The sequence below is a fragment of the Pseudomonas sp. 57B-090624 genome, from assembly GCF_003234055.1.
In the GTDB taxonomy this organism is placed as follows: Bacteria; Pseudomonadota; Gammaproteobacteria; order Pseudomonadales; family Pseudomonadaceae; genus Metapseudomonas; species Metapseudomonas tohonis.
Genome location: NZ_QKRU01000010.1, coordinates 13,617 through 33,742 on the forward strand (window position 1 = coordinate 13,617; position 20,126 = coordinate 33,742).

Below are 20,126 nucleotides of genomic sequence, written 5' to 3' on the forward strand. Positions count from 1 at the left end.
ACGCCATGGCCAATCCCTACCTCGACCACCACCTCGCCCTGCTCGCCCACCTGCGCGGCATCCTGGTCGCCCTGGGCGAAGCCGAGCAGGTTCCCGAAGAGAACCACGCCCTGTTCGTCGAACGCTTCGACGAGCTGATGAGCGAACTGCCGCGCGACCCCGAGGCCAGCCTCTACCTGGGCCAGGACCTGATCGCCCAGGTGTTCCACCGCTACCCGCAGATCGCCCACCTGGTCCCCCGCGACCTGCTGTGGTTCTTCGGCGGCGACTGCCTGCACTTCATGCCCGATGAGGAGATCGCCCTGTTCCAGCGCCTCGACGAGCGCCGCTTCGAAGCCGAGGAGAACGACGAGCCCTTCGACTGGAACCAGGAAAAGCAATTCCTCGCCCTGCCCGACGAAAGCGGCAAGCACTGACCCTCGCGCCCCTGGCCCGTGCCCGGCCCGGGCATGGAGCCGCCGGCCGCCCCGGACCGCAGTCCGGGCCAGGCCCCTCGGGTTTCCTGCGGCCACGCAGGCACCGCCACCCCGGCGAGCGCGGGTCCCGCTGACCCCGGCCTGCACCGCAACCACCCTCCTGCGTGCGACGAGGCGAATCCGTGGTTCGGGGCGCAACTTTCCCGCCGCCATGCTGCCGAAACGCTAGGCCCCATGGGCCCGCTCCCCAGCCGCCACCCCCGTGCTCCGGACCCGCCAGCCGATGACCGATGATGCGACCCGCCGTCCCGACGGCGCCCCGACCCCCTACTTCCTGCCCGGCAGCGGTGAGCTGGGCCGCCTGATCAATGCCCACGACTGGGCCGCCACGCCCCTGGGGCCCATCGAAGGCTGGCCGCAGAGCCTGAAGACCGTCACCGGCATGCTGCTGCTCTCGCCGGTGCCCATCGTCCTGCTCTGGGGCGAGGCCGGCACCATGATCTACAACGACGCCTACTCGGTGTTCGCCGGTGGCCGCCACCCGCAGCTGCTGGGCTCGGAGGTGCGCAAGGGCTGGCCGGAGGTCGCCGACTTCAACGACAACGTCATGAAGGTCGGCCTGGCCGGCGGCACCCTCGCCTACAAGGACCAGGAGCTCACCCTGCACCGCAACGGCCGCCCCGAATCGGTGTGGATGAACCTCGACTACTCACCCGTGCTGGACGAGAGCGGCCACCCCGCCGGGGTCATCGCCATCGTCGTCGAGACCACCGAGCGGGTCCGCGCCGAGCAGCACATGCGCGCCGAGCGCAGCCGCCTGCAGAGTCTGTTCGAACAGGCCCCGGGGCTGATGGCGCTGCTCGCCGGGCCGGACTACGTGTTCGAGCTGGCCAACCCCGTCTACCGCCGCCTGGTGGGCGACCGCGACCTGATCGGCCGCCCCCTGCGCGAGGCCCTGCCGGAGGTGGAGCGACAAGGCTTCATCGAGCTGCTGGACCAGGTCCGCACCAGCGGCAAGGCCTATGTCGGCACCGGCGTGCACGTCATGCTGCAACGCGAACCCGGCGGCGCCGAGCAAGAGCGCGTGCTCGACTTCGTCTACCAGCCGGTGGTGGATGGCCAGGGCCGGGTCACCGCCATCTTCGTCGAGGGCCAGGACGTCACCGAACGCGCCGCCGCCGAGGCCCGCGTGCGCAAGAGCGAGGAGCGCTTCCGCGCGCTGGTCAACGCCTCCTCCGACATGCTCTTTCGCATGGACCCGCACTGGACCGAGATGCGCCGCCTCGACGGCAAGGGCCTGATCGCCGACCTCCGCCACCCCACCGCCAACTGGCTGCAGGACTACATCCCTGCCGAGGACCAGCCCCGCGTACGCGCGGCCATCGACCAGGCCGTGCGCACCAAAGGCATCTTCCAGCTGGAGCACCGCGTGTACCTGCTCGATGGCAGCCTGGGCTGGACCTTCTCCCGTGCCGTGCCCTTGCTGGATGCCGACGGCGAGATCAGCGAATGGTTCGGTGCCGCCAGCGACATGACCGGGCGCCACCTGGCCGAGGACGCCCTGCGCGAGAACGAGGCGCGGCTGCTGTTCCTCGACGCCCTCGGCAAGGAAACCTCCCGCAGCGTCGATGCCGACCAGATCCTCGCCATCACCACCCGCATGCTCGGCGAGCACCTGGGCGTGGCCGTCTGCGCCTACGCCGACATGGACCCCGACGGCGACGGCTTCACCATCCGCGGCGACTGGGCCGCCCCGGGCTGCCAGAGCATCGTCGGACACTACCACCTCGCCGATTTCGGCCAGTTGGCGGTGCAACGCCTCGGCGCGGGACTGCCGCTGGTCCTGGACGACAATCGCGGCCAGCTGCCCCCCGAGGAGGCCGCCACCTTCCTGGCCATTGGCCTGGCGGCGACCCTCTGCCTGCCCCTGGTCAAGGGCGGCCGCCTCACCGCGCTGATGGCCATCCATGACCGCGTGCCGCGCAACTGGAGCCACAAGGAACTGGCCCTGCTCACCGAGGTGACCGAGCGCTCCTGGGCGCACATCGAGCGGGTGCGCTCGGAGCTGGAAGCCCGTGACGGCGAACGCCGCTTCCGCGCGGAACTGGAAGCCAAGGTGGACGAGCGCACCGCCGCCCTGGCCCAGAGCGAGGCCAGCATCCGCACCATCTTCGAGACCTCGCACCTCTACCAGGGGCTGATCGCCGCCAGTGGCGAGGTGCTGCACTTCAACGCCACCGCCCTGGCCGGCATCGACGCCAGCCTGGAGGAAGTGGCCGGCCAGCCGTTCTGGGAAACCCCCTGGTTCACCGGCACCCCCGGCATGCCCGAAACCATCCGCGCGGCGGTGCAGCGGGTCGCCACCGGCGCCACCGCCAACCTCGGCATGGCCCTTGAGCTGCCCGGCGGTACCCGGCTGTTCGACTTCTCCCTGCGCCCGGTGCTCAGCGACACCGGCGAGGTGGTCGCCATGGTGCCCGAGGCGGTGGAGAAGACCGCGCGGGTCAAGGCCGAGCAGGCCCTGCAGCAGGTGCAGAAGATGGAGGCCATCGGCAACCTCACCGGCGGCATCGCCCATGACTTCAACAACCTGCTGATGGCGGTGCTCGGCAGCCTGGAACTGCTGCGGCGGCGCATGCCCCACGAGGCGCCGCTGCTGCGCCTGCTGGACAACGCCCGCGCCGCCGCCGAGCGCGGCGCCTCGCTGACCACGCGCATGCTCGCCTTCGCCCGGCGCCAGGAGCTGCGCCGCGAGCGCATCGACCTGCGCCAGCTGGTGGAGGACATGACCGACCTGCTGCAGAGCGCGCTGGGCTCCACCATCGCCGTGGAAACCCTGTTCCCGCTGCAACTGCCAGCGGTGGAGACCGACCCCAACCAGCTGGAGTCCGCCCTGCTCAACCTCGCCGTCAACGCGCGCGATGCCATGGGCGGCCAGGGCCGCATCTCCATCGCCGCCCGCGAGGAAACCGCGCCGCCGGGCGACGGCCTCACGCCCGGGCGCTACCTGTGCCTGGCCGTGACCGACAGCGGCGAAGGCATGGACGAGGCCACCCTCAAGCGCGCCACCGAGCCCTTCTTCACCACCAAGGGCGTCGGCAAGGGCACCGGCCTCGGCCTGTCCATGGTCCACGGCTTCGCCGAACAGTCCGGCGGCTTCCTGCGCCTGCGCAGCACGCCCGGGCACGGCACCACGGCGGAGATCTGGCTGCCGGCACAGGCGTGGCCGCACGAGGCCGCACCGATGCCACCGCCCGACACCTGCGAGCCGCTGGACGACTCGCGCACCGGCGGCCTGTCGATCCTCGCCGTGGACGATGACGACCTGGTGCTGACCAACACCGCCGAGATGCTCGAGGACCTCGGCCATCGCGTGCTCACGGCCCACTCCGGGCAGGAGGCCCTGGAACTGCTGGAGCGCGAGGCCTTCGACCTGCTGGTGACCGACCACGCCATGCCCCACATGACCGGCGCACAGCTGGCGCTGGAGGTGCGCTCGCGACGCCCCGGCCTGCCGGTGCTGATGGTCTCGGGCTACGCCGAACTGCCGGCCGGCGTGCGCCTGGACCTGCCGCGCCTGTCCAAGCCCTTCACCCAGCAGCAGCTCGCCGACGCCGTCGCCGGGCTGGCCACCCGCAACGCCCCCTGCGCCTGAGCCGACCCTTCGTCCAGGCGCCGGACGGCGCTACCACCTGGACGCGGCGGCGCCTTAACATGGCGACCCCGCCCGGCACAGGATGCCGGGCCCGACCGACCTGCCAGGACCGATAATGCTGTTCGTCGTGATGCTCGGGGGCAAACACCCCCGGGCCAAGATCGAAGTCCATGACGTGGTGTTCGCCTTCGCCGACACCATCGAGGAAACCCACCCGCAATTGCGCCAGGAATGGTTCGGCAGCCCCGCCGGCCTGCACATCGACTCCTGGATGGCCATCGAAGGCGTCGACGGCTACCGCGTCAGCCTGGGGGCCAGCGCTCCCGCCGCCGGCGCACCGCGACTGTTCTTCATCAACCTCGGCGGCTACGAGCCCGGTGCCTTCGGCGAAGCCCACCGCTACCTGCTGGTGGTGGCGCGGGACAAGGCCGAAGCCAAGGAGAAGGGCAAGCGACGCATGCTGGCGAACTGGGACAAGCCCCACACCGACGCCCTGCTGGACGTGGACGACTGCATCCCCATCGACCAGGTGGACGGCCGCTACGTGCAGCTGGTCGAGGGCGAGCACCGGGGCATCACCCAGCGCAGCGACTACGTCATCCTGTCCTGACCGGCCGCCGCCTCGCGCTGGCGGGCCGCCCACAGGCGCTGCTGGGTGATGCCGCGCACCTGTGCCTTGCTCCGCTCCACGTGCTCGCGCAGTAGCTGCTGCGCCGCCGCGCAACGCCCGTCGAGCATGGCGGCGAGGATCTGCCCGTGCTCCTCGTAGGTCGCCGCCACCCGCTGCGCCTGGGTGAAATCCAGGCGCCGGACGATGCGGATGCGCTCGCTCAGTTCGCGGTGCACGCGGGCCATCTCGGCATTGCCGGCGGCGGCCACCAGCTGGCAGTGGAAGGCCTCGTCGAGCTCCGCCACCGCACGGCCATCGACCAGGCGCTCGCCCTCCTCCACCTGCCAGGTGCGGCAGAGCCCGGCCAGCGGGCCCGGCCGCTCGCCGGCACGCCGGCACAGGCGCTCCACCGCTGCCAGTTCGAGGACGATGCGCAGATCGTAGAGCGCCTCGAAGCGCTCGAAGTCGAAGGGCCTGACCTGCCAGCCGCTGCGGAAATGCACCTCCAGGTAGCCCTCGCGCTCGAGCCGGTACAGGGCCTGGCGCACCGGTGTACGGCTGGCCGCCATGCGCCCGGCCACCTCGCCTTCGCTGAAGCGGTCGCCGGGCAACAGGCGGAATTCGGAGATGTCCTCCTTGAGCCGCTGGTAGATGCCGTCCACCAGGCTTTGCGGGCGACCGGCGCGCCCTTGCGCAACCTCCACGCGCCTCAGGCCGGCGTGCGGCTGGCGATGTAGGCGCGCCAGCCACCGAAGGCGGTGATGTCCTCGGCGTCGGCCAGCGCCCAGGGCTCGCAGATGAAACCCTTGACCCAGCGCCCGTCCTCCAGCTGCAGGTTGCCGATGCCCAGCGGCGGCGGGATCTCGGCGACGAACTCGCCGAAGCGCGCCAGGGGGATGTCCCACAGCTCGACGATGATCGACGCGCCTTCGGCGGCGCGAGCCAGCCCCGGTTTGGGAGGCACCGAGCCGGGCAGCGCGTGGAGGCGGTAGGTCGGTGCGGTCAGCGTCTGCTCCACCAGCACCGCGTCGCGGGTGGTGAGCTGGGCATTCAGCGGCATGCCGGTGAGGTGCGCGCCCACCACCGCCACGCGCACGCTGCCGGGCGCCTGGGTGGCCGCGGCGGCAGGCGCCAGGGGGCGACCGGTGGCGCCCAGGGGCAGGCCGAGGCTCGCCTGCCAGCGCTTGCCCAGGGACGCCAGGGCCCGGTCGTGCCAGGCCGGGGCGATCAGGGTGATGCCGGCCGGCAAGCCGTCGTCGCGGAACCCCGCCGGCAGCGCCAGGGCGCTGAGGTCGGCGAGGTTGGTGAAGTTGGTGTAGGTGCCGAACTGGCTGTTGTAGAGCACCGGTTCCGCCTCCATCTGCGCCAGCGTGCGCAGGGTCGGCGAGGTGGGCACCACCAGCGCGTCGAAGCCCTCCAGGGCCCGCTCGATGCACCGCGCCAGTTCGGCGCGGCGGTATTCCGCGCGGTAGGCGTCGCAGGCGCTGTAGCCCAGGCCGTTGGCGACGATACCGCGCACCACCGGGTTGATCGCTTCCGGGGCGCGCTCCAGCATCCCCGCCAGCGCCACGGTGCGCTCGGCCACCCAGGCCCCCTGGTAGAGCTGCTCGGCCAGCTCGCGGAAGGGTGTGAAGTCGATGGGCACCAGCTCCGCCCCGAGCCCGGCCAGGTGCTCCAGGGCACGCTCGAACACCGCCTGGTTGCCGGTATCGCCGAAGAACTCCAACGGCTGCGGCACCGCCAGGCGCGGCCTGGCACCGATGGCCACCGGCGCGCGCTGGGGGTTGCGCCGCGAATAGGCGTCCGCCGCATCGAAACCGCCGGCGATATCGGCGACGCATTCGGCGTCCGCCACCGTCAGGGCGAACACCGAGATGCAGTCCAGGGTGCGGCACGCCGGCACCAGCCCGTGGGTGGAGAGCCAGCCCTTTGTCGGCTTGAGGCCGACGATATTGTTGAAACCGGCCGGCACCCGGCCGGAACCGGCGGTGTCGGTGCCGAGGGAGAACGCCACCAGGCCCCGCGCCACCACCGAGGCGGACCCGGAGCTGGACCCGCCGCTGACGTAATCGGCATCGAAGGCGTTGGGCACCGCGCCGAAGGGCGAGCGGGTGCCCACCAGGCCGGTGGCGAACTGGTCGAGGTTGGTCTTGCCGACCAGCACCGCCCCGGCCGCCTGCAGGCGCGCGACCACGGTGGCGTCCTCTTCGGCCAGGTAGGCGAACGCGGGGCAGGCCGCGCTGGTGCGCCAGCCGGCGGCGTCGATGTTGTCCTTGATGGCGAAGGGCACCCCGTACAGCGGCAGACGGCTGCGATCGCCGCCAACGGCCGCCAGCTGCGTCGCCAGGGTCGCCAGCCGCTCAGCGAGCTGCGCATCGCTGGCCAGCACGATCCAGGCGGGGTCCTCGCCACGCAGGCCCTGCAGCCATTCGAAGAGGATCTGCGGGGTGATCCGCTCGCTGGCGTAGGCATCGCGCCAGTCATCGAGGGTCCAGCCTTGGGGTTGCCGGTCGGGGGTCTGCATCGGAGGGCTCCATCTTGTATCCAAGTTGTGGCGGCAGCCCTGCAACCCGCGGACCAACTATGCTGAACCCCGTGAAACCGGGCCATTGGAACGAGACAGGGAAGGATCGAGCCATGCCCGCGCCATAATCCGGTGCAATCCTGCATGTTTTTGGTGCCCATCGCCCAACGTGCGACGGGGCTGCCCCGGCGGAGGCAAACCGCTAGACTGCCATCACTTAGCCAGTACCCGAGCAACGGAATGACCGCAGCCCCCTCCTACATCACGCCGGACCAGCTTTGCGTCGGCCTCTACATCCAGCTCGAACTGGGCTGGTGGGAGCACGATTTCACCTTCAGCAACTTCAAGATCAAGGATGAAGCGCAGATCAGGGCGCTGCGCGAGCTGGGCCTCAAGCGCCTGCGCTACGACCCGGCACGCAGTGATTGCGAGCCCCTGGACCTGGAACCCGAAGCCCCGCCGGCCTCCCAGGAACCCGCAGCGCCCGCGCCCAGCCCCGAGGACATCGCCCGCCAGGAACGGGTGGTCAAGCTCAGCAAGCTGCGCAAGCGCCTGGCGGAGGTGGACCGCAAGTTCATCCACGCCAGCCAGCAGGTGAAGCAGCTCAACCAGACCCTGCGCAGCCAGCCCGAAGAAGCCTTGAAGCAGGCCGGCCAGGTGGTCGGCGACCTGGTGGCCTCGGTACTCGGCGAAGATGGCGCCGCCCTGCACAGCATCAACGGCAAGCCCGCCGAAGACGCCTACTTCCACTCGCTGAACGTCACCGTGCTGTCGGTGATGCTCGGCCGCCAGCTCGGCTACGACAGCGAGGCCTGCCACAGCCTCGGCCTCGGCGCCCTGCTCCACGACATCGGCAAGATGGACGTGCCCAGCAAGGTGCTGCTCAAGCCCGAGCCGCTGACCCGCCCCGAGCAGCAACTGCTGCAGATGCACACCGACTTCGGCCTGCGCCGCAGCCAGCAGCTGATGCTCGACGACGAGGTGCAGCGGATCATCCACGAGCACCACGAGCACTGCGACGGCAGCGGCTACCCCCGGCAGCTGCACGAGGCCGGCATCGGCCGCCTGAGCCGGGTGGTGTGCATCACCAACCACTTCGACAACCTGTGCAACCCGCTCAACCCGCGCGACGGCCTCAGCCCCCACGAGGCCCTGTCGCGCATGTACGGGCAGTACCGCCAGCGCTTCGACGAGGTGATGCTCAAGGCCTTCATCCGCTGCATGGGCGTCTACCCGCCGGGCAGCCTGGTGCAGTTGCAGGACGATCGCTACGGCCTGGTGCTGGGCATGCACCCGACGCTGCCGCTGAAGCCGACGCTGATCCTCTTCGACCCCAAGGTGCCGAAGGAGGAAGCGCTGATCGCCAACCTCGAGCACGACGCGTCGATCGCCATCGCCCGCAGCGTCCGCCCCGCCCAGGTTCCGCCGGAGGCCCTGGAGTACCTCGACCCGCGCCAGCAGGTGACCTACTACGTGGACCCGCGCACCCGGGGCTGAACAATGCCTGCGATCGCAGATTGTTGGTACGGCGCACGCGCGGCGCCCGGCCACGGCCGGACGGGCGAAATTCCGCCCAGAGCCTCCGCTCCCACCCCCTGTAATGGCGGACTCCCGCCACTACAAGCAGCCTCCCGGCTGCCATGAGCCGCGCAGCGCCTGGCTTGCGGCCTGCAGGCACGCTCCTTGCTCTACTGGCCGCCCACGGTGGCGAACAGCTACCGGATGCAGGGCGCCGAGGCGCCTGACCGGGGCGCCGCACACGCCCCGGCCACGAAGAATGCAGGGCCGCCAGCCCAGGAAGACGTCACTCCCGCCACCCTGGCCGGGAACCGTCGATCCGCGTGCCCCCGGGGCGGCAGGCCATGCTCGAAATCTGGACGGTTGGTATATGAAGAAACTACTGCTGGCGCTCCTGTGCCTGAGCGTCATGGGCTGCTCCCAGCCCGACTCCTCCGAGAAACCCCTGGACGTGCTGCTGATCGGCGGCGGCATCATGAGCGCCAGCCTCGGCACCTACCTGCACGAGCTGGAGCCCGACTGGACGATCGAGACCTTCGAGCGCCTGGACCAGGTCGCCGAGGAAAGCTCCAACGCCCTGAACAACGCCGGCACCGGCCACTCCGCCTTCTGCGAGCTGAACTACACCCCCGAGACCGCCGACGGCGGCATCGACATCAGCAAGGCCGTGGCGATCAATGAATCCTTCGAGATCTCCAAGCAGTTCTGGGCCTACCAGATCGACCAGGGCGTGCTGAAGAACCCCCGCGCCTTCATCAACACCGTGCCGCACATGAGCTTCGTCTGGGGCGACGACAACGTCGCCTACCTGAAGAAGCGCCACGCGGCCCTGCAGCACAGCCCGCTGTTCCGCGGCATGCAGTACAGCGAGGACCACGCGCAGATCGCCCAGTGGGTGCCCCTGGTGATGGAGAACCGCGCCCAGGACCAGAAGATCGCCGCCACCCGCATGCCCATCGGCACCGACGTCAACTTCGGCGAGATCACCCGCCAGCTGTTCGGCTCGCTGTCCGAGTCGCCCAACTTCAAGCTCAACCTCGGCCATGAAGTGCGCGACATCGTGCGCAACGAAGACGGCACCTGGAAAGTGGTGGTCGCCGACCTGGCCAAGGGTGGCGAGGAGCGCGCGGTCAATGCCCGCTTCGTGTTCATCGGTGCCGGCGGCGGTGCCCTCAAGCTGCTGCAGAAATCCGGCATCCCCGAGGCCGACGGCTACGCCGGCTTCCCGGTGGGCGGCTCCTTCCTGATGACCCGCAACCCGGACATCGTCGCGCGCCACCACGCCAAGCTCTACGGCAAGGCCTCGGTCGGCTCGCCGCCCATGTCGGTGCCGCACCTGGACACCCGCGTGGTCGATGGCCAGGAGGTGCTGCTGTTCGGCCCCTTCGCCACCTTCTCCACCAAGTTCCTCAAGAACGGCTCGCACATGGACATGTTCAGCGCCATCACCACCGGCAACATCGGCCCGATGACCAACGCCGGCATCGACAACATGGACCTCAGCCAGTACCTGATCGGCCAGCTCATGCTCGACCAGGACGACCGCATGAACGCCCTGCGCGAGTACTTCCCCGATGCCCGGGACGCCGACTGGGAGCTGATCCAGGCCGGCCAGCGCGTGCAGGTGATCAAGAAGGACGCCGAGAAGGGCGGCGTGCTGCAGTTCGGCACCGAAGTGGTGAGTGCCGCCGACGGCTCCATCGCCGCGCTGCTGGGCGCCTCCCCGGGTGCTTCCACCGCCGCGCCGATCATGCTCAGCGTGCTGGAGAAGACCTTCCCCGAGAAGATGAAGAGCGACGCCTGGCAGACCCGCCTGAAGGCGATCATCCCCTCCTACGGCCGCAAGCTGAACGATGACCTCGAGCTGACCAACGCCACCCGCGCCTGGAGCCATGAGCGCCTGCAGCTGGACTTCATCCCCGTCCAGCCCGAGGAAAGCGCCCCGGCCGCAGCCGCCGAGTGATGCAAGCGCCCCGCCCTCACGGGTGGGGCGTCTCCCCTTGCGGGAGCGAATTCATTGGCTCTGTCGGCGTTAGCTGTTGTGGTTTTAATGCAAGCCCTCAAGCTCGGCCCTTTCCGGGCGCCCAAGGGTTCGTGCCACCCCCACCGCATGGGTTTCGCTTCGCTCTACACCATCCTACGAAAGCCCGTGCGCACCACGTGGCGATGCGCTGGACGAAGAAAGTTGGAGCAGCCGCCAACGCCCCTCCAGGAGGCCGAACGCAGTCGTTGCGCCGGGGGACGAGCGGCATGGATGCCGCGAGAGGCGCGCCAGGCCATGGATGGCACATCGCGCCGGCCCCCAGACGACGCTTGCGGCGAACGCACTTCAGTGCGGCCCGAAGGGCGAGCGTAGCGAGTAACGACGATGGAGTGAGGGAACCCCGGCGAAGCCGGGGCCGGATGATGGGGCAAGCCCTTTTGGTTTCTTTTGGGTGGTTCGGCACCCCGACGACCGCCAAAAGAGACTCGCCCGGGGGGGGGCGAAACCAGAAACATCACCAGAGCTCGGCAATCAGCTGTGCTCAATTCTTCTAGCAACACTTAACGCAGACAGAGCCAATTCATTCGCGAATGGGCTACCTGGCCATTCGCAGCCGAGTGCCTGCGCAACGTCTTTCGCGGTTGAAACCGCTCCCACACCTAACGGGAAGCCCTCACCCCTTGAGCGGCAACTCCTTCCCGCCGACGCCCTCGCCTATCACCAGGTAATGCCCGCCCGCCACATGGTGCAGGGTGCGCAGTTCGTCATGCCCCTCGAAATGCCAGCGGCCGTCGCTGAACACCCGCGCATCGGCCCAGGCGGCCACCACTTCGCCGAGGAACAGGTCATAGCGCTCCTGGATGTGCGGCTCTGGCAGCAGGCGGCATTCCAGCCAGGCCACGCAACCTTCCACCAGCGGCGCCGGCACCTGTGCGCCGGGGAAGGTGGCGATGCCATAGGCGTCGAACTTGTCGCGCCCCGCCTCGTCGAGGGTCTGCCCGGAGCTGGAACCGACCGTCTGCACCAGGTCGACCTGGCAGCGCGCCGGCACATTGAGCACGAAGCTGCCGGAGGCTTCCAGCAGGCGGCGGGTCCAGGTGGACTTGTCGAGCACCACGGAGACCTTGGGCGGCTCGAAATCCAGGGCCATCGCCCAGGCGGCCGCCATGACGTTGCGCTTGCCCTCGTGGGCGGCGCTGACCAGCACGGTGGGGCCGTGGTTGATCAGGCGATAGGCCTTGGCCAGCGGAACGGGACGGCGGTGATCGACGGACATGGCAGGGCTCCGGAAGGCTGCGAAAGGGGACGGCGCAGCCTGCACCAGGGCGAAGCCGGAGAGCAAGCCCGGCTGTGCCGGCTCACCAGCGCAGCAGGCGCGGCCCCAGCAGCCAGCCGGCCAGGGTCGGCAGCGCCATGCCCAGCACGTACCAGACACCCCAGAACGGCACCGCCATTTCCGGGCAGTGCAGGCAGTAGACCAGCGTCGCCAGCGCTCCGGCGAGCAGGCCGCCGGCGGCCCCGGCGAGGCGCAGCCGGGTGGGTGCGAGGCCGCGAAGAGCCCAGTTCACCGCGATGAAGGCCGGTACCGAGAGCAGGGCGATGTTCAGCGGGCAGGTCCGCCACGTACTGCCGAGCACGACCGCCAGCCTGTCCCCGGCGGGCAGCGCCGCCAGCAGCACCAGGCTCGCCCCCCACACCAGCATCACGGGCGCGGCGATGGCCGCCCAGCGCGAGCCCACCGCCACGCCAGGCCGCGCCAGCCGGCCGGCGGCCCATAGCGCGCCCAGCACCAAGGCCGCCGGCAACGCCACCTTGGCCCAGAACAGGGGAGTGGCGGCCACCTCGGCCAGGTCCTTGCGCGCGCCGAAGAAACAGGCCATGAGCAGCAGCGCCCCCAACAGGCCGCAGCCGAGCGCCAGGACGAAACGCTGGGTCGAATGGAGCAGCGGCACCGTCGGGTTGTCGCTGGCGAGCATCGTAATCAGGTCATCGGTCTTCATCACTTACCTCGAATCATGTCCGCGAGCACCTTGAGCCCGCGGTGTATGCCGACCTTGACGGCAGAACTGGAAAGCCCGGTGAGCCGGGCGGTTTCCTCCACCGAAAGGCCTTCCAGCTTCACGTGGATGATCGGCAGGCGCTGCTTGTCGGGCAGCCGCTCCAGCAAGCGCCCCAGGTCACGACTGGCCTCGCCTGGCTGCGCGTCGGCCTCGTCGAACAGGCCTTCCTCGTCCAGCGGGTCGTGCAATGCCTCGCGCCGGCCACGGGCGCGGAAGTGGTCAGCCAGCTTGTAGCGCGCGATGGCCTGTACCCAGGCCGTCACCGGCTGGTCGGCACGGTAGGTGTGGCGGGCGTTGTGCACAGCCAGCAGCACCTCCTGCACCAGGTCCTCGCAATCGCTCGGCTGCCGCAGGCGACGCATCAGGAAGGCCCGCAGGTGCGCGCCGAGCTGGCCGAGAAAATCCCGGTACGCGGCCGCCTCACCCGCCAGCCCCTTGAGCAGCAGGGCTTGCAATCCGGCTTCCCGTGCTTCGAGCGCCTCTTGGTCACTAGTTCGCTTCATCGACCGTCCTGGTTACACCCCGGATGAAATTCTCCCGCCGTCGGCATCCGCCGCGCTTCGGGCGACACACGTTAGGGCGCGGCGAAAAAAATCTCAAAAAAATTTCGGCAGGCTGTAACCGGATGCGAAGTGCCGGCGAACTACCCATCGAGCCACCGGTGAAACACCGGTCGCCACCCTCAATGGAATCTGGAGATACGACATGAACAACATCGCCCTCACCGCCGCCGCCCTCGCCCTCGCCACCCTCGCCGGTGGTGCCGTCGCCGCCGACGCCAAGCCCGGCGCCATGGAGAAGTGCTACGGCGTGGCAATGGCCGGGCAGAACGACTGCAAGGCCGGCGCCGGCACCAGCTGCGCGGGCACCTCGAAGAAGGACTACCAGGGCGACGCCTGGAAGAACGTACCCGCCGGCACCTGCACCTCGATCAAGACGCCCAACGGCATGGGCTCGCTGACCCCGATCAAGTCCTGACCGACGGCCGTCGACCATGCAACGCCACGCGCCGCTGGGCGCCGGACTGGGCCTCAAGCCCGAGCACTACGAACAGGCCCACGCCTGCACGGCAACGGGCTTGTGGTTCGAAGTGCACCCGGAGAACTACATGGTCGACGGCGGCCCGCGCCTGGACTGGCTGCAGGCCATGGGCGCACGCCACCCGCCGTCGCTGCACGGGGTTTGGCGGTCCCTGGCGGCGGATTGCCCGCCCGACCCGGCCCACCTGCGGCGCCTGCGCGCCCTGGCGGACCGGGTACGGCCGGCCCTCATATCCGAGCACCTCGCCTGGTCCACCTGGCGCGGTGCCTACAACCCGGACCTGCTGCCCTTCCCCCGTACCGAGGCGGCGCTGGTCCGCATCACCGACAACATCGCCCGTACCCAGGACGCCCTGGGGCGGCGCATCGCCATCGAAAACCCCAGCCACTACCTGCGCATGGACGGCCACCGGTACCCGGAGATGGACTTCCTCGCCGAACTCAGCCGGCGCAGCGGCTGCGGGTTGCTGCTGGACCTGAACAACGTGCAGGTGAGCGCGCACAACCTGGATTTCGACCCGGTCGGCTACGTGGACGCCTTCCCCGCCGAGGCCATCCTCGAGCTGCACCTGGCCGGGCACAGCCACGACGGGGGCGGTAGCGGGCTGCTGGTGGATTCCCACGACGCGCCCATCGACGAGGCCGTGTGGGCCCTTTACCGGCGCCTGATCGGACGCATCGGCCCGCGCCCGACCCTGATCGAGCGCGACGACCACATCCCCCCGTTCGCCGAGCTGCTGGCCGAGCGCGACATCGCCCAGGCCGTGCTGGATGGCTGGGAGGTGCGGCCATGACGCTGTCCCTCGGCGCCTTCCAGGACGCCTTCATCGCGGCGGCCCGTGGCGCTCCCCTGGCCAGCGACAGCGCGGAAAGCCGACTGGTGGCCGAGCTTGCCCGCCAGGCCGGTTTCGACCTCTACCGCAACACCCTGGCGAAGGGCTGCGTGGACGCCCTGCGGGCCAACTTCCCGGCTGTGGAGCTCCTGGTGGGCGTCGACTGGTTCGGTGCCGCGGCGGCGCTGTACGCACGCCAATCGCCGCCGACCTCGGTGCAGTTGCTGGAGTACGGCCAGGGTTTCGCCGACTTCCTCGAGGCCTTCGAGCCGGCCCGCGAGCTGCCCTACCTGGGCGCGGTGGCGCGGCTGGACCGTCTCTGGGTGGAGGTCTTCGCCGCAGCGGAGCGGCCATCGCTCGCGCTCGGCGATATCGCCGACCTCGCCCCTGAAGCACTGGGCGCCCTGTGCCTGCGCCCGAGACCGGCACTGCGCTGGTTCTGGTGCACCGACATGCCGGCCTACAGCATCTGGCGCCACCAGCGCGAGGAGCAGCCCCTGCCCGACACCCTGGAGTGGCGCGGCGAAGGCGCCTTGCTGGGCCGCAGCGGCGGCCAGGTGACCTGGCAGGCACTGGGCCCGGGCGGCTGCGCCTTCCTCGACGCCTGCGCCCAGGGCCAGTCGCTGGACCAGGCCAGTGGCCTGGCCCTGGCCGCCGAACCGGCTCTCGATTTCATCGACCTGCTCGGCCGCCTGCTGGCGGCCGGCGCCTTCACCTCACTGCTCGCCCCAAGCGACACCTGACCGGAGCACCGCCCCATGGATACCCCGCATGCCCACCCGATCACGGCCGGCCCCGTGGCCCCGCGCAGCCTGGCTGCGCGCCTGCACGCCCTGCTCCCCGATGCGTTGCTGTTGCTGGTGGCACGCCTGGGCATCGCCGGGGTGTTCTTCCTCTCCGGACGCACCAAGGTGGAGGGGGTGCTGACCATCACCGACAGCACCTACGAGCTGTTCCGCAGCGAGTACGCCCTGCCCCTGCTGCCGCCGGAGCTGGCCGCACACCTGGCCACCTATGCCGAGCACCTGTTCCCGTTGCTGCTGGTGCTGGGCCTGTGCACCCGCCTCTCGGCCCTGGCGCTGCTGGGCATGACGCTGGTGATCCAGGTGTTCGTCTACCCCGATGCCTGGTCCACCCACCTCAGCTGGGCCGGCCTCCTGCTGCTGCTCGTCGGGCGCGGCGCGGGCGCCTGGTCGCTGGACAGCCGGCTGGGCATGCGCTGACCGGCCGCTAGGGCTGCACCCTGCAGCACTCGGTGGCCACCGCCGCACCGGGCTCGAAGGGTGGGCGCAGGCCGCCGAGCAACTGCTCGCGCAGCTCCGGGTCCTGGGTGCGGGCATCCAGCCAGATGCCGAAGAAGGTCCGCGCGAACAGCGGGTCGCGAACCTCGTGGGGCGGGCGCCCGTCCACATAGAGGCGCCCACCGACGCCGGGCAGGTAGACGCCGGTGATGCGCTGCCCGGGCGCGACATCGACGAAGGCACGCTCCATCTCCGCCTGCCAGGCGCTCAGCCTGGCCGCATCCACCGCCTCGCCGCCGAGCCGTTGCAGGTCGTCGAGGCTGGCCTCCACCAGGGTCTCGCGGCTGATGGAGCGCCGGTAGGTCAGCTCCAGGGCGAAGGGACGGTCCTCGCCAAGCCCCGCCTCGGTGGCCCACAGCCTGGCGTCGTAGATGTGGAAGCCGTAGGCGCTGAAGGCGCCGCTGCCCACCAGACGCGCGTTGGGCACGGCCTCGTGCCAGGTATCGGCCAGGGCCTGCGGCAGGCCCAGCAGGCCGATGAGCGCGGCCACCAGAAGGTGGCATGGCGAGAAGAAGTGGATGGTCACGGTTGGCTGCTCCTGGGACGTGGATACGAGCAGTCTCCTGCGGCCAGGTTGCAATATTCCGTTCGCGGCCAACCTAGCGTCGCAACAGCTCCAGCACCGCAGCGACCACATCATCCGGCGCCTCCTGGGGGATGTTGTGGCCGACGCCGGGCAGCAGCCGGCGCTGGTAGGGGCCGGTGAAATGCGCAGCGTCCTCGTCTTCCTCCGTTGGCGGGCCGACGCCGTCGTCCAGGCCGCAAAGGGAGAGGCTCGGCACGCCGATGGCCGGCTGCGCCGCCAGCTGCCGCTCGATGGACTCCAGCGCCGGGTCGCCCGGGGCGTAGCCATAGCGATGGCGGTAGGAGTGGATCACCACCTCGACGAAGTCCGGGTTGTCGAAGGCCTCCGCCGTCGCGGCGTAGGTCGTCTCGTCGAAGCGCCAGGTGGGTGACCACAGCTGCCAGAGCAGGCGGCACAGTGCACGGCGGTTCGCCTCCAGCCCCAGGTGCCCGCGCGGCGTGTGGAAGTAGAACTGATACCAGTAGCGGAACTCCTGCTCCGGGGCTGCCGGCATGCCCGAGGCGGCGATGTCCTGGATGTTGTAGCCGTCCCCCGTCACCAGCGCCCTCACCCGCTGCGGCCAGAGCGCGGCGACGATGCACGCCGCGCGCCCGCCCCAGTCGTAGCCCACCAGGGTCGCGCGCGGGATCGCCAGCGCGTCCATGAAGTCCAGCAGGTCACGTCCCAGGGCCGCCTGCTGGCCGGAGCGCGGGGTGTCGCCGGAAAGAAAACGGCCGGGGCCGTAGCCGCGCAGGTACGGCACCAGCACCCGCATTCCCTGCGCGGCCAGGGCCGGTGCCACGGCGTCGTAAGCGCGCGGCGAATAGGGGAAGCCGTGGAGCAGGATCACCACCTCATCCCCCGCGCCATGCTCCTCATAGGCCAGCGCCAGGCTGGGTGTGCGGACCTTGTGGATCTCCCTTGCGGTCATGCCGTGCTCCTTCTTCGATGATCGGGACAGCTTAGCCAGCCGCCGCCGAACCGCCGGCCGGAACCAACTCCGCAGCCCTGGAACCTAACGACCATCGACAGCCTCGCATCGAGGTCACCCGCCATGCCCGCCTCTCTCCAGCGCCCCTTGCTCGTCCTGGCCCTCGCCCTCGTCACCTGCACCGCCCTGGCCGCCGAGGAAGACGCCCCCGACCCCGGCGCCCTCGCCGCCCTGGTGAGGATGGGCGAATACCTGCGCGGTCTGCAGCAGTACGCCATAGACGCCGAAAGCGACAGCGACCAGTTGCTGGAAAACGGCCAGGCGCTGGTGGTGCATGCCCGCACCCAACTGCTGGTGAGCGCGCCGGACAAGCTGCGCGTGCAGATGACGAGCCCCGATTACCAGCGCAGCCTGTTCTACGACGGCCAGCAGTTCACCCTCTACGACAGCCGCCAGGGCTACTTCGGCCGGGAGGTGGCACCCACCAGCCAGGAGGAACTGCTGGCCCTGCTGGGCGAGCGCTACGGCATCCAGCTGCCGCTGGCCGATCTCATCCAATGGGGCCCGGACACCGCCCAGCGAGTAGGCATTGGCAGCGCCCTGCACGTTGGCACCGAGCAGGTCGGCGACCAGAGCTGCGAACACTACGCCTACCGCCAGCCAGGGCTGGACTGGCAGCTTTGGCTGCGCCAGGGCGACGAGCCCTTGCCCTGCAAGAGGGTGCTGACCCGCCTCGACCAACCCGAGCGCCCGCGCCACAGCGTGACCTACCAGTGGGACACCCTGCCCATGGTCGGCCCCACCGACTTCGTCTTCACCCCGCCCGAGGGCGCGAAGCCGGTGCCATTGCTGGAGTTGCAGGCGGGGGTGGACGGCACGCCGCGATAAGCACGACCCGCCATGGACTGCCCACAGGCCATACGGTAATTTCTGCCGCCCGACGCCCTCCCGCCGAGGCGTCCCGACAAGGAGCGTCCCATTGAAATACCTGATCGCCCTGCTGCTGGCCCTCGGCCTGTCGGGCTGCCAGACCGGCCAGAGCAGCCCGTTCCTGCCCCAGGACATCCCGGCCGCCGGCCCTTACCGGCACGACGGCACCGGCATCGTCTTCCCGACCACCTCCGGCATCTTCCTCCGCACCCGGATCCTGCGCTTCGACGAGCAGGCCCGGCACATCATGGTGGCCTACAACTCCGAGCTGATCGCCCAGCCCGTCATCCTCAACGCCTATGTCTACCCGGCGCCGCAGGTCAGCTCGTTCGGCTCACCGGCGGATGTCAGCGCAGCAGCCCGGCACCAACTGGTGCTCAACCACCAGCAACAGCAGAAGCAGGAAATCCTCGCCCTCCACAAGACCGGCAAGCTGGTCGGCGAGCAACCGGTGACCCTGGACTACCGAGGCCAGGCCATCACCGGCCTGCGCGCGGACTTCGAATTCGTCGAGCCCTTCGCCGGCGAAGTGCAACCGATCCGCTCCTCGCTCTACCTGTTCGAACTGGGCGAGAGCATGCTCAAGTTCCGCGTCTCCGCGCCCGCCTCGGTGGACAGCGAGGCGGCGGCCAAGGCGATGATCGAGGAGATTGCGGGCAGCTCGGCTGGGGAGCCGCTTTGAAGCAGTGGTCTGATCGCACGGCGCGAGCCCCGTAGCCCGGGCTTCAGCCCGGGACGCCCACCGCACCCGCGCCCCTCGCTGAACCGGGCTGCCACACACTTCACAGGGTCGTCGCCCGGCCCTGGCTGTCCAGCTCGAACACCTTGTTGCGCATCAGCCGCTCGCGCAGCCAGCGTTGCGCCTGGCCGCGCCCGTGGCGGCGCTGCCAGAGCAGGTCGACGCCCACCAGCCAGTCGGTGAAGGGGTAGGCGGCGAGCTGCAGCTCCACCAGCTCGCCGGCGGCCAGCTCGCGGCGCACGAGCTGGCGCGGTAGGGTCGCCCAGCCGAGGCCGGCGCGGACCATTTCCACCAGGGCCATGTAGCTCTCCGCCTGCCACAGGCGCGTGGCGCGCAGGTATTCGCTGCTGGGCAGCTTGCTGGCGTGGGCGCTGAAGGCCAGGCGGCGGTGGGCGTGCAGGTCGGCGAAGCCGACCTCGCCGCGTTGGGCCAGCGGATGTCCGGGGTGGGTGACGTGGACCATCACCAGCTTGCCCATCTGCTGGAACTCCAGTTCGCGCGGGTATTCCGGCTGGGAGAAGGCGATGCCCAGTTCCACCTCGCCGCGCTGGAGCATGCCGGCGACATCGCCGCTGTGCGGGTGGCGGACGATCAGGTCGACATGGGGAAAGGCCTGCTCGAACTCGCACAGCACCGGCATGACCGTGCTGTAGGGCACCTCGATGGCGAGGGTGAGGTGGGCTTCGGTCTCACCCGCCAGGCTGTCGGCATGGCCCTGCAACGCCAGGCAGCGCTCCAGCACGGCCTCGGCCTCCAGCTGCAGTTTCTGGCCAGCGGCGGTGAGGCCGGGAATGCGCGTGGAGCGGTCGAACAGCTCGACGCCCAGGTCGGCCTCCAGGTTGGCGATGGCGGCGCTGACGGTGGACTGGGTGCGCCCCAGGTGCCGCGCCGCCGCCGAGAAGGACCCGGCCTGCACCACGGCGACGAACACCTGCAGTTGATCGAGAGAAAACCGCATCGCACACCCTCCAACCATCGATGAAGACGATGGTTATTCATTTGATCCATCGCCAGCAAGCC

At 69.9% G+C, this 20,126-nt stretch carries 19 protein-coding genes; 11 read left to right on the forward strand and 8 right to left on the reverse strand.

What is annotated here, in order from left to right; translation table 11 throughout:
* Window positions 1-5: 5 nt before the first annotated feature.
* The 3 genes from DMX10_RS06490 (at window position 6) to DMX10_RS06500 (ending at window position 4,681) form a co-directional block, all read left to right on the forward strand.
* Window positions 6-416 (forward strand): PA2817 family protein, encoded by a 411-nt coding sequence (locus tag DMX10_RS06490; RefSeq protein ID WP_111260329.1) that lies wholly within the window; start codon window positions 6-8, stop codon window positions 414-416.
* A gap of 283 nt (window positions 417-699) precedes the next feature.
* Window positions 700-4,071: a PAS domain-containing protein gene (locus DMX10_RS06495; RefSeq protein WP_111260330.1), complete on the forward strand. Its 3,372-nt coding sequence runs from the start codon at window positions 700-702 to the stop codon at window positions 4,069-4,071.
* Between the two features lie 115 nt (window positions 4,072-4,186).
* A complete protein-coding gene (locus DMX10_RS06500) occupies window positions 4,187-4,681 on the forward strand; it encodes a DUF1543 domain-containing protein (RefSeq protein WP_111260331.1) in 495 nt (164 codons plus the stop codon).
* Here the strand turns inward: DMX10_RS06500 and DMX10_RS06505 are convergent.
* Complete coding sequence (locus DMX10_RS06505; RefSeq protein ID WP_371921679.1) at window positions 4,663-5,394, reverse strand: GntR family transcriptional regulator; 732 nt, start codon at window positions 5,392-5,394, stop codon at window positions 4,663-4,665. The genes DMX10_RS06500 and DMX10_RS06505 overlap by 19 nt on opposite strands.
* Window positions 5,391-7,205, reverse strand: a complete 1,815-nt coding sequence (gene atzF, locus DMX10_RS06510; RefSeq protein ID WP_111260333.1) for an allophanate hydrolase — start codon at window positions 7,203-7,205, stop codon at window positions 5,391-5,393. Before atzF ends, DMX10_RS06505 begins: the two co-directional genes overlap by 4 nt.
* A gap of 240 nt (window positions 7,206-7,445) precedes the next feature.
* Here atzF and DMX10_RS06515 point away from each other — a divergent pair, with 240 nt between their 5' ends.
* Window positions 7,446-8,702 carry an HD-GYP domain-containing protein gene (locus tag DMX10_RS06515; protein WP_111260334.1) on the forward strand — a complete coding sequence of 419 codons (1,257 nt, stop codon included), beginning with the start codon at window positions 7,446-7,448 and terminating at the stop codon, window positions 8,700-8,702.
* 391 nt (window positions 8,703-9,093) lie between these two features.
* Window positions 9,094-10,686 carry a malate:quinone oxidoreductase gene (locus tag DMX10_RS06520; RefSeq protein ID WP_111260335.1) on the forward strand — a complete coding sequence of 531 codons (1,593 nt, stop codon included), beginning with the start codon at window positions 9,094-9,096 and terminating at the stop codon, window positions 10,684-10,686.
* Window positions 10,687-11,380: 694 nt separating this feature from the next.
* Here DMX10_RS06520 and DMX10_RS06525 read toward each other — a convergent pair.
* The 3 genes from DMX10_RS06525 to DMX10_RS06535 all read right to left on the reverse strand — a co-directional run bounded on the left by DMX10_RS06525 (window position 11,381) and on the right by DMX10_RS06535 (window position 13,270).
* On the reverse strand, window positions 11,381-11,983 hold the full coding sequence (locus DMX10_RS06525) for a flavin reductase family protein (RefSeq protein ID WP_111260336.1): 603 nt from the start codon (window positions 11,981-11,983) through the stop codon (window positions 11,381-11,383).
* Window positions 11,984-12,065: 82 nt separating this feature from the next.
* Window positions 12,066-12,707, reverse strand: a complete 642-nt coding sequence (locus DMX10_RS06530) for a DUF1109 domain-containing protein (protein ID WP_111260337.1) — start codon at window positions 12,705-12,707, stop codon at window positions 12,066-12,068.
* Entirely contained in the window at window positions 12,707-13,270 is a 564-nt protein-coding gene (locus DMX10_RS06535; RefSeq protein ID WP_111260338.1) for a sigma-70 family RNA polymerase sigma factor, read from the reverse strand. The genes DMX10_RS06530 and DMX10_RS06535 overlap by 1 nt, the downstream gene beginning before the upstream one ends.
* A gap of 202 nt (window positions 13,271-13,472) precedes the next feature.
* On the opposite strand from DMX10_RS06535, the gene DMX10_RS06540 reads away from it, so the two are divergent.
* The 4 genes from DMX10_RS06540 to DMX10_RS06555 are packed head-to-tail and all read left to right on the forward strand — an operon-like array spanning window position 13,473 to window position 15,863.
* The gene (locus tag DMX10_RS06540) at window positions 13,473-13,745 is read left to right on the forward strand and encodes a DUF2282 domain-containing protein (protein WP_021217973.1); all 273 of its coding nucleotides are present in this window, start codon (window positions 13,473-13,475) and stop codon (window positions 13,743-13,745) included.
* 16 nt (window positions 13,746-13,761) lie between these two features.
* Entirely contained in the window at window positions 13,762-14,601 is an 840-nt protein-coding gene (locus DMX10_RS06545; protein WP_111260339.1) for a DUF692 domain-containing protein, read from the forward strand.
* A complete protein-coding gene (locus DMX10_RS06550; RefSeq protein ID WP_111260340.1) occupies window positions 14,598-15,383 on the forward strand; it encodes a DNA-binding domain-containing protein in 786 nt (261 codons plus the stop codon). The genes DMX10_RS06545 and DMX10_RS06550 overlap by 4 nt, the downstream gene beginning before the upstream one ends.
* 15 nt (window positions 15,384-15,398) lie before the next feature.
* A complete protein-coding gene (locus DMX10_RS06555; RefSeq protein WP_111260341.1) occupies window positions 15,399-15,863 on the forward strand; it encodes a DoxX family protein in 465 nt (154 codons plus the stop codon).
* Between the two features lie 7 nt (window positions 15,864-15,870).
* On the opposite strand, the gene DMX10_RS06560 is transcribed toward DMX10_RS06555, so the two are convergent.
* Window positions 15,871-16,467 carry a chalcone isomerase family protein gene (locus DMX10_RS06560; protein ID WP_236204992.1) on the reverse strand — a complete coding sequence of 199 codons (597 nt, stop codon included), beginning with the start codon at window positions 16,465-16,467 and terminating at the stop codon, window positions 15,871-15,873.
* Window positions 16,468-16,540: 73 nt separating this feature from the next.
* Entirely contained in the window at window positions 16,541-17,437 is an 897-nt protein-coding gene (locus DMX10_RS06565; protein ID WP_111260342.1) for an alpha/beta fold hydrolase, read from the reverse strand.
* A 123-nt stretch (window positions 17,438-17,560) separates the two neighbouring features.
* On the opposite strand from DMX10_RS06565, the gene DMX10_RS06570 reads away from it, so the two are divergent.
* Window positions 17,561-18,325 (forward strand): DUF2092 domain-containing protein, encoded by a 765-nt coding sequence (locus tag DMX10_RS06570; protein ID WP_111260343.1) that lies wholly within the window; start codon window positions 17,561-17,563, stop codon window positions 18,323-18,325.
* Window positions 18,326-18,416: 91 nt separating this feature from the next.
* Window positions 18,417-19,049: a hypothetical protein gene (locus tag DMX10_RS06575; protein WP_111260344.1), complete on the forward strand. Its 633-nt coding sequence runs from the start codon at window positions 18,417-18,419 to the stop codon at window positions 19,047-19,049.
* A gap of 100 nt (window positions 19,050-19,149) precedes the next feature.
* On the opposite strand, the gene DMX10_RS06580 is transcribed toward DMX10_RS06575, so the two are convergent.
* Window positions 19,150-20,064, reverse strand: a complete 915-nt coding sequence (locus DMX10_RS06580) for a LysR family transcriptional regulator (RefSeq protein WP_111260345.1) — start codon at window positions 20,062-20,064, stop codon at window positions 19,150-19,152.
* Between the last annotated feature and the right edge of the window lie 62 nt (window positions 20,065-20,126).

Coding starts and splice junctions, on each gene's coding strand:
- DMX10_RS06540 (WP_021217973.1), top strand. CDS start 13,473: ATGAACAACATCGCCCTCACCGCCGCCGCCCTCGCCCTCGCCACCCTC.
- DMX10_RS06535 (WP_111260338.1), bottom strand. CDS start 13,270: ATGAAGCGAACTAGTGACCAAGAGGCGCTCGAAGCACGGGAAGCCGGA.
- DMX10_RS06490 (WP_111260329.1), top strand. CDS start 6: ATGGCCAATCCCTACCTCGACCACCACCTCGCCCTGCTCGCCCACCTG.
- DMX10_RS06500 (WP_111260331.1), top strand. CDS start 4,187: ATGCTGTTCGTCGTGATGCTCGGGGGCAAACACCCCCGGGCCAAGATC.
- DMX10_RS06565 (WP_111260342.1), bottom strand. CDS start 17,437: ATGACCGCAAGGGAGATCCACAAGGTCCGCACACCCAGCCTGGCGCTG.
- DMX10_RS06520 (WP_111260335.1), top strand. CDS start 9,094: ATGAAGAAACTACTGCTGGCGCTCCTGTGCCTGAGCGTCATGGGCTGC.
- DMX10_RS06545 (WP_111260339.1), top strand. CDS start 13,762: ATGCAACGCCACGCGCCGCTGGGCGCCGGACTGGGCCTCAAGCCCGAG.
- DMX10_RS06525 (WP_111260336.1), bottom strand. CDS start 11,983: ATGTCCGTCGATCACCGCCGTCCCGTTCCGCTGGCCAAGGCCTATCGC.
- DMX10_RS06555 (WP_111260341.1), top strand. CDS start 15,399: ATGGATACCCCGCATGCCCACCCGATCACGGCCGGCCCCGTGGCCCCG.
- DMX10_RS06530 (WP_111260337.1), bottom strand. CDS start 12,707: ATGAAGACCGATGACCTGATTACGATGCTCGCCAGCGACAACCCGACG.
- atzF (WP_111260333.1), bottom strand. CDS start 7,205: ATGCAGACCCCCGACCGGCAACCCCAAGGCTGGACCCTCGATGACTGG.
- DMX10_RS06580 (WP_111260345.1), bottom strand. CDS start 20,064: ATGCGGTTTTCTCTCGATCAACTGCAGGTGTTCGTCGCCGTGGTGCAG.
- DMX10_RS06550 (WP_111260340.1), top strand. CDS start 14,598: ATGACGCTGTCCCTCGGCGCCTTCCAGGACGCCTTCATCGCGGCGGCC.
- DMX10_RS06570 (WP_111260343.1), top strand. CDS start 17,561: ATGCCCGCCTCTCTCCAGCGCCCCTTGCTCGTCCTGGCCCTCGCCCTC.
- DMX10_RS06515 (WP_111260334.1), top strand. CDS start 7,446: ATGACCGCAGCCCCCTCCTACATCACGCCGGACCAGCTTTGCGTCGGC.
- DMX10_RS06495 (WP_111260330.1), top strand. CDS start 700: ATGACCGATGATGCGACCCGCCGTCCCGACGGCGCCCCGACCCCCTAC.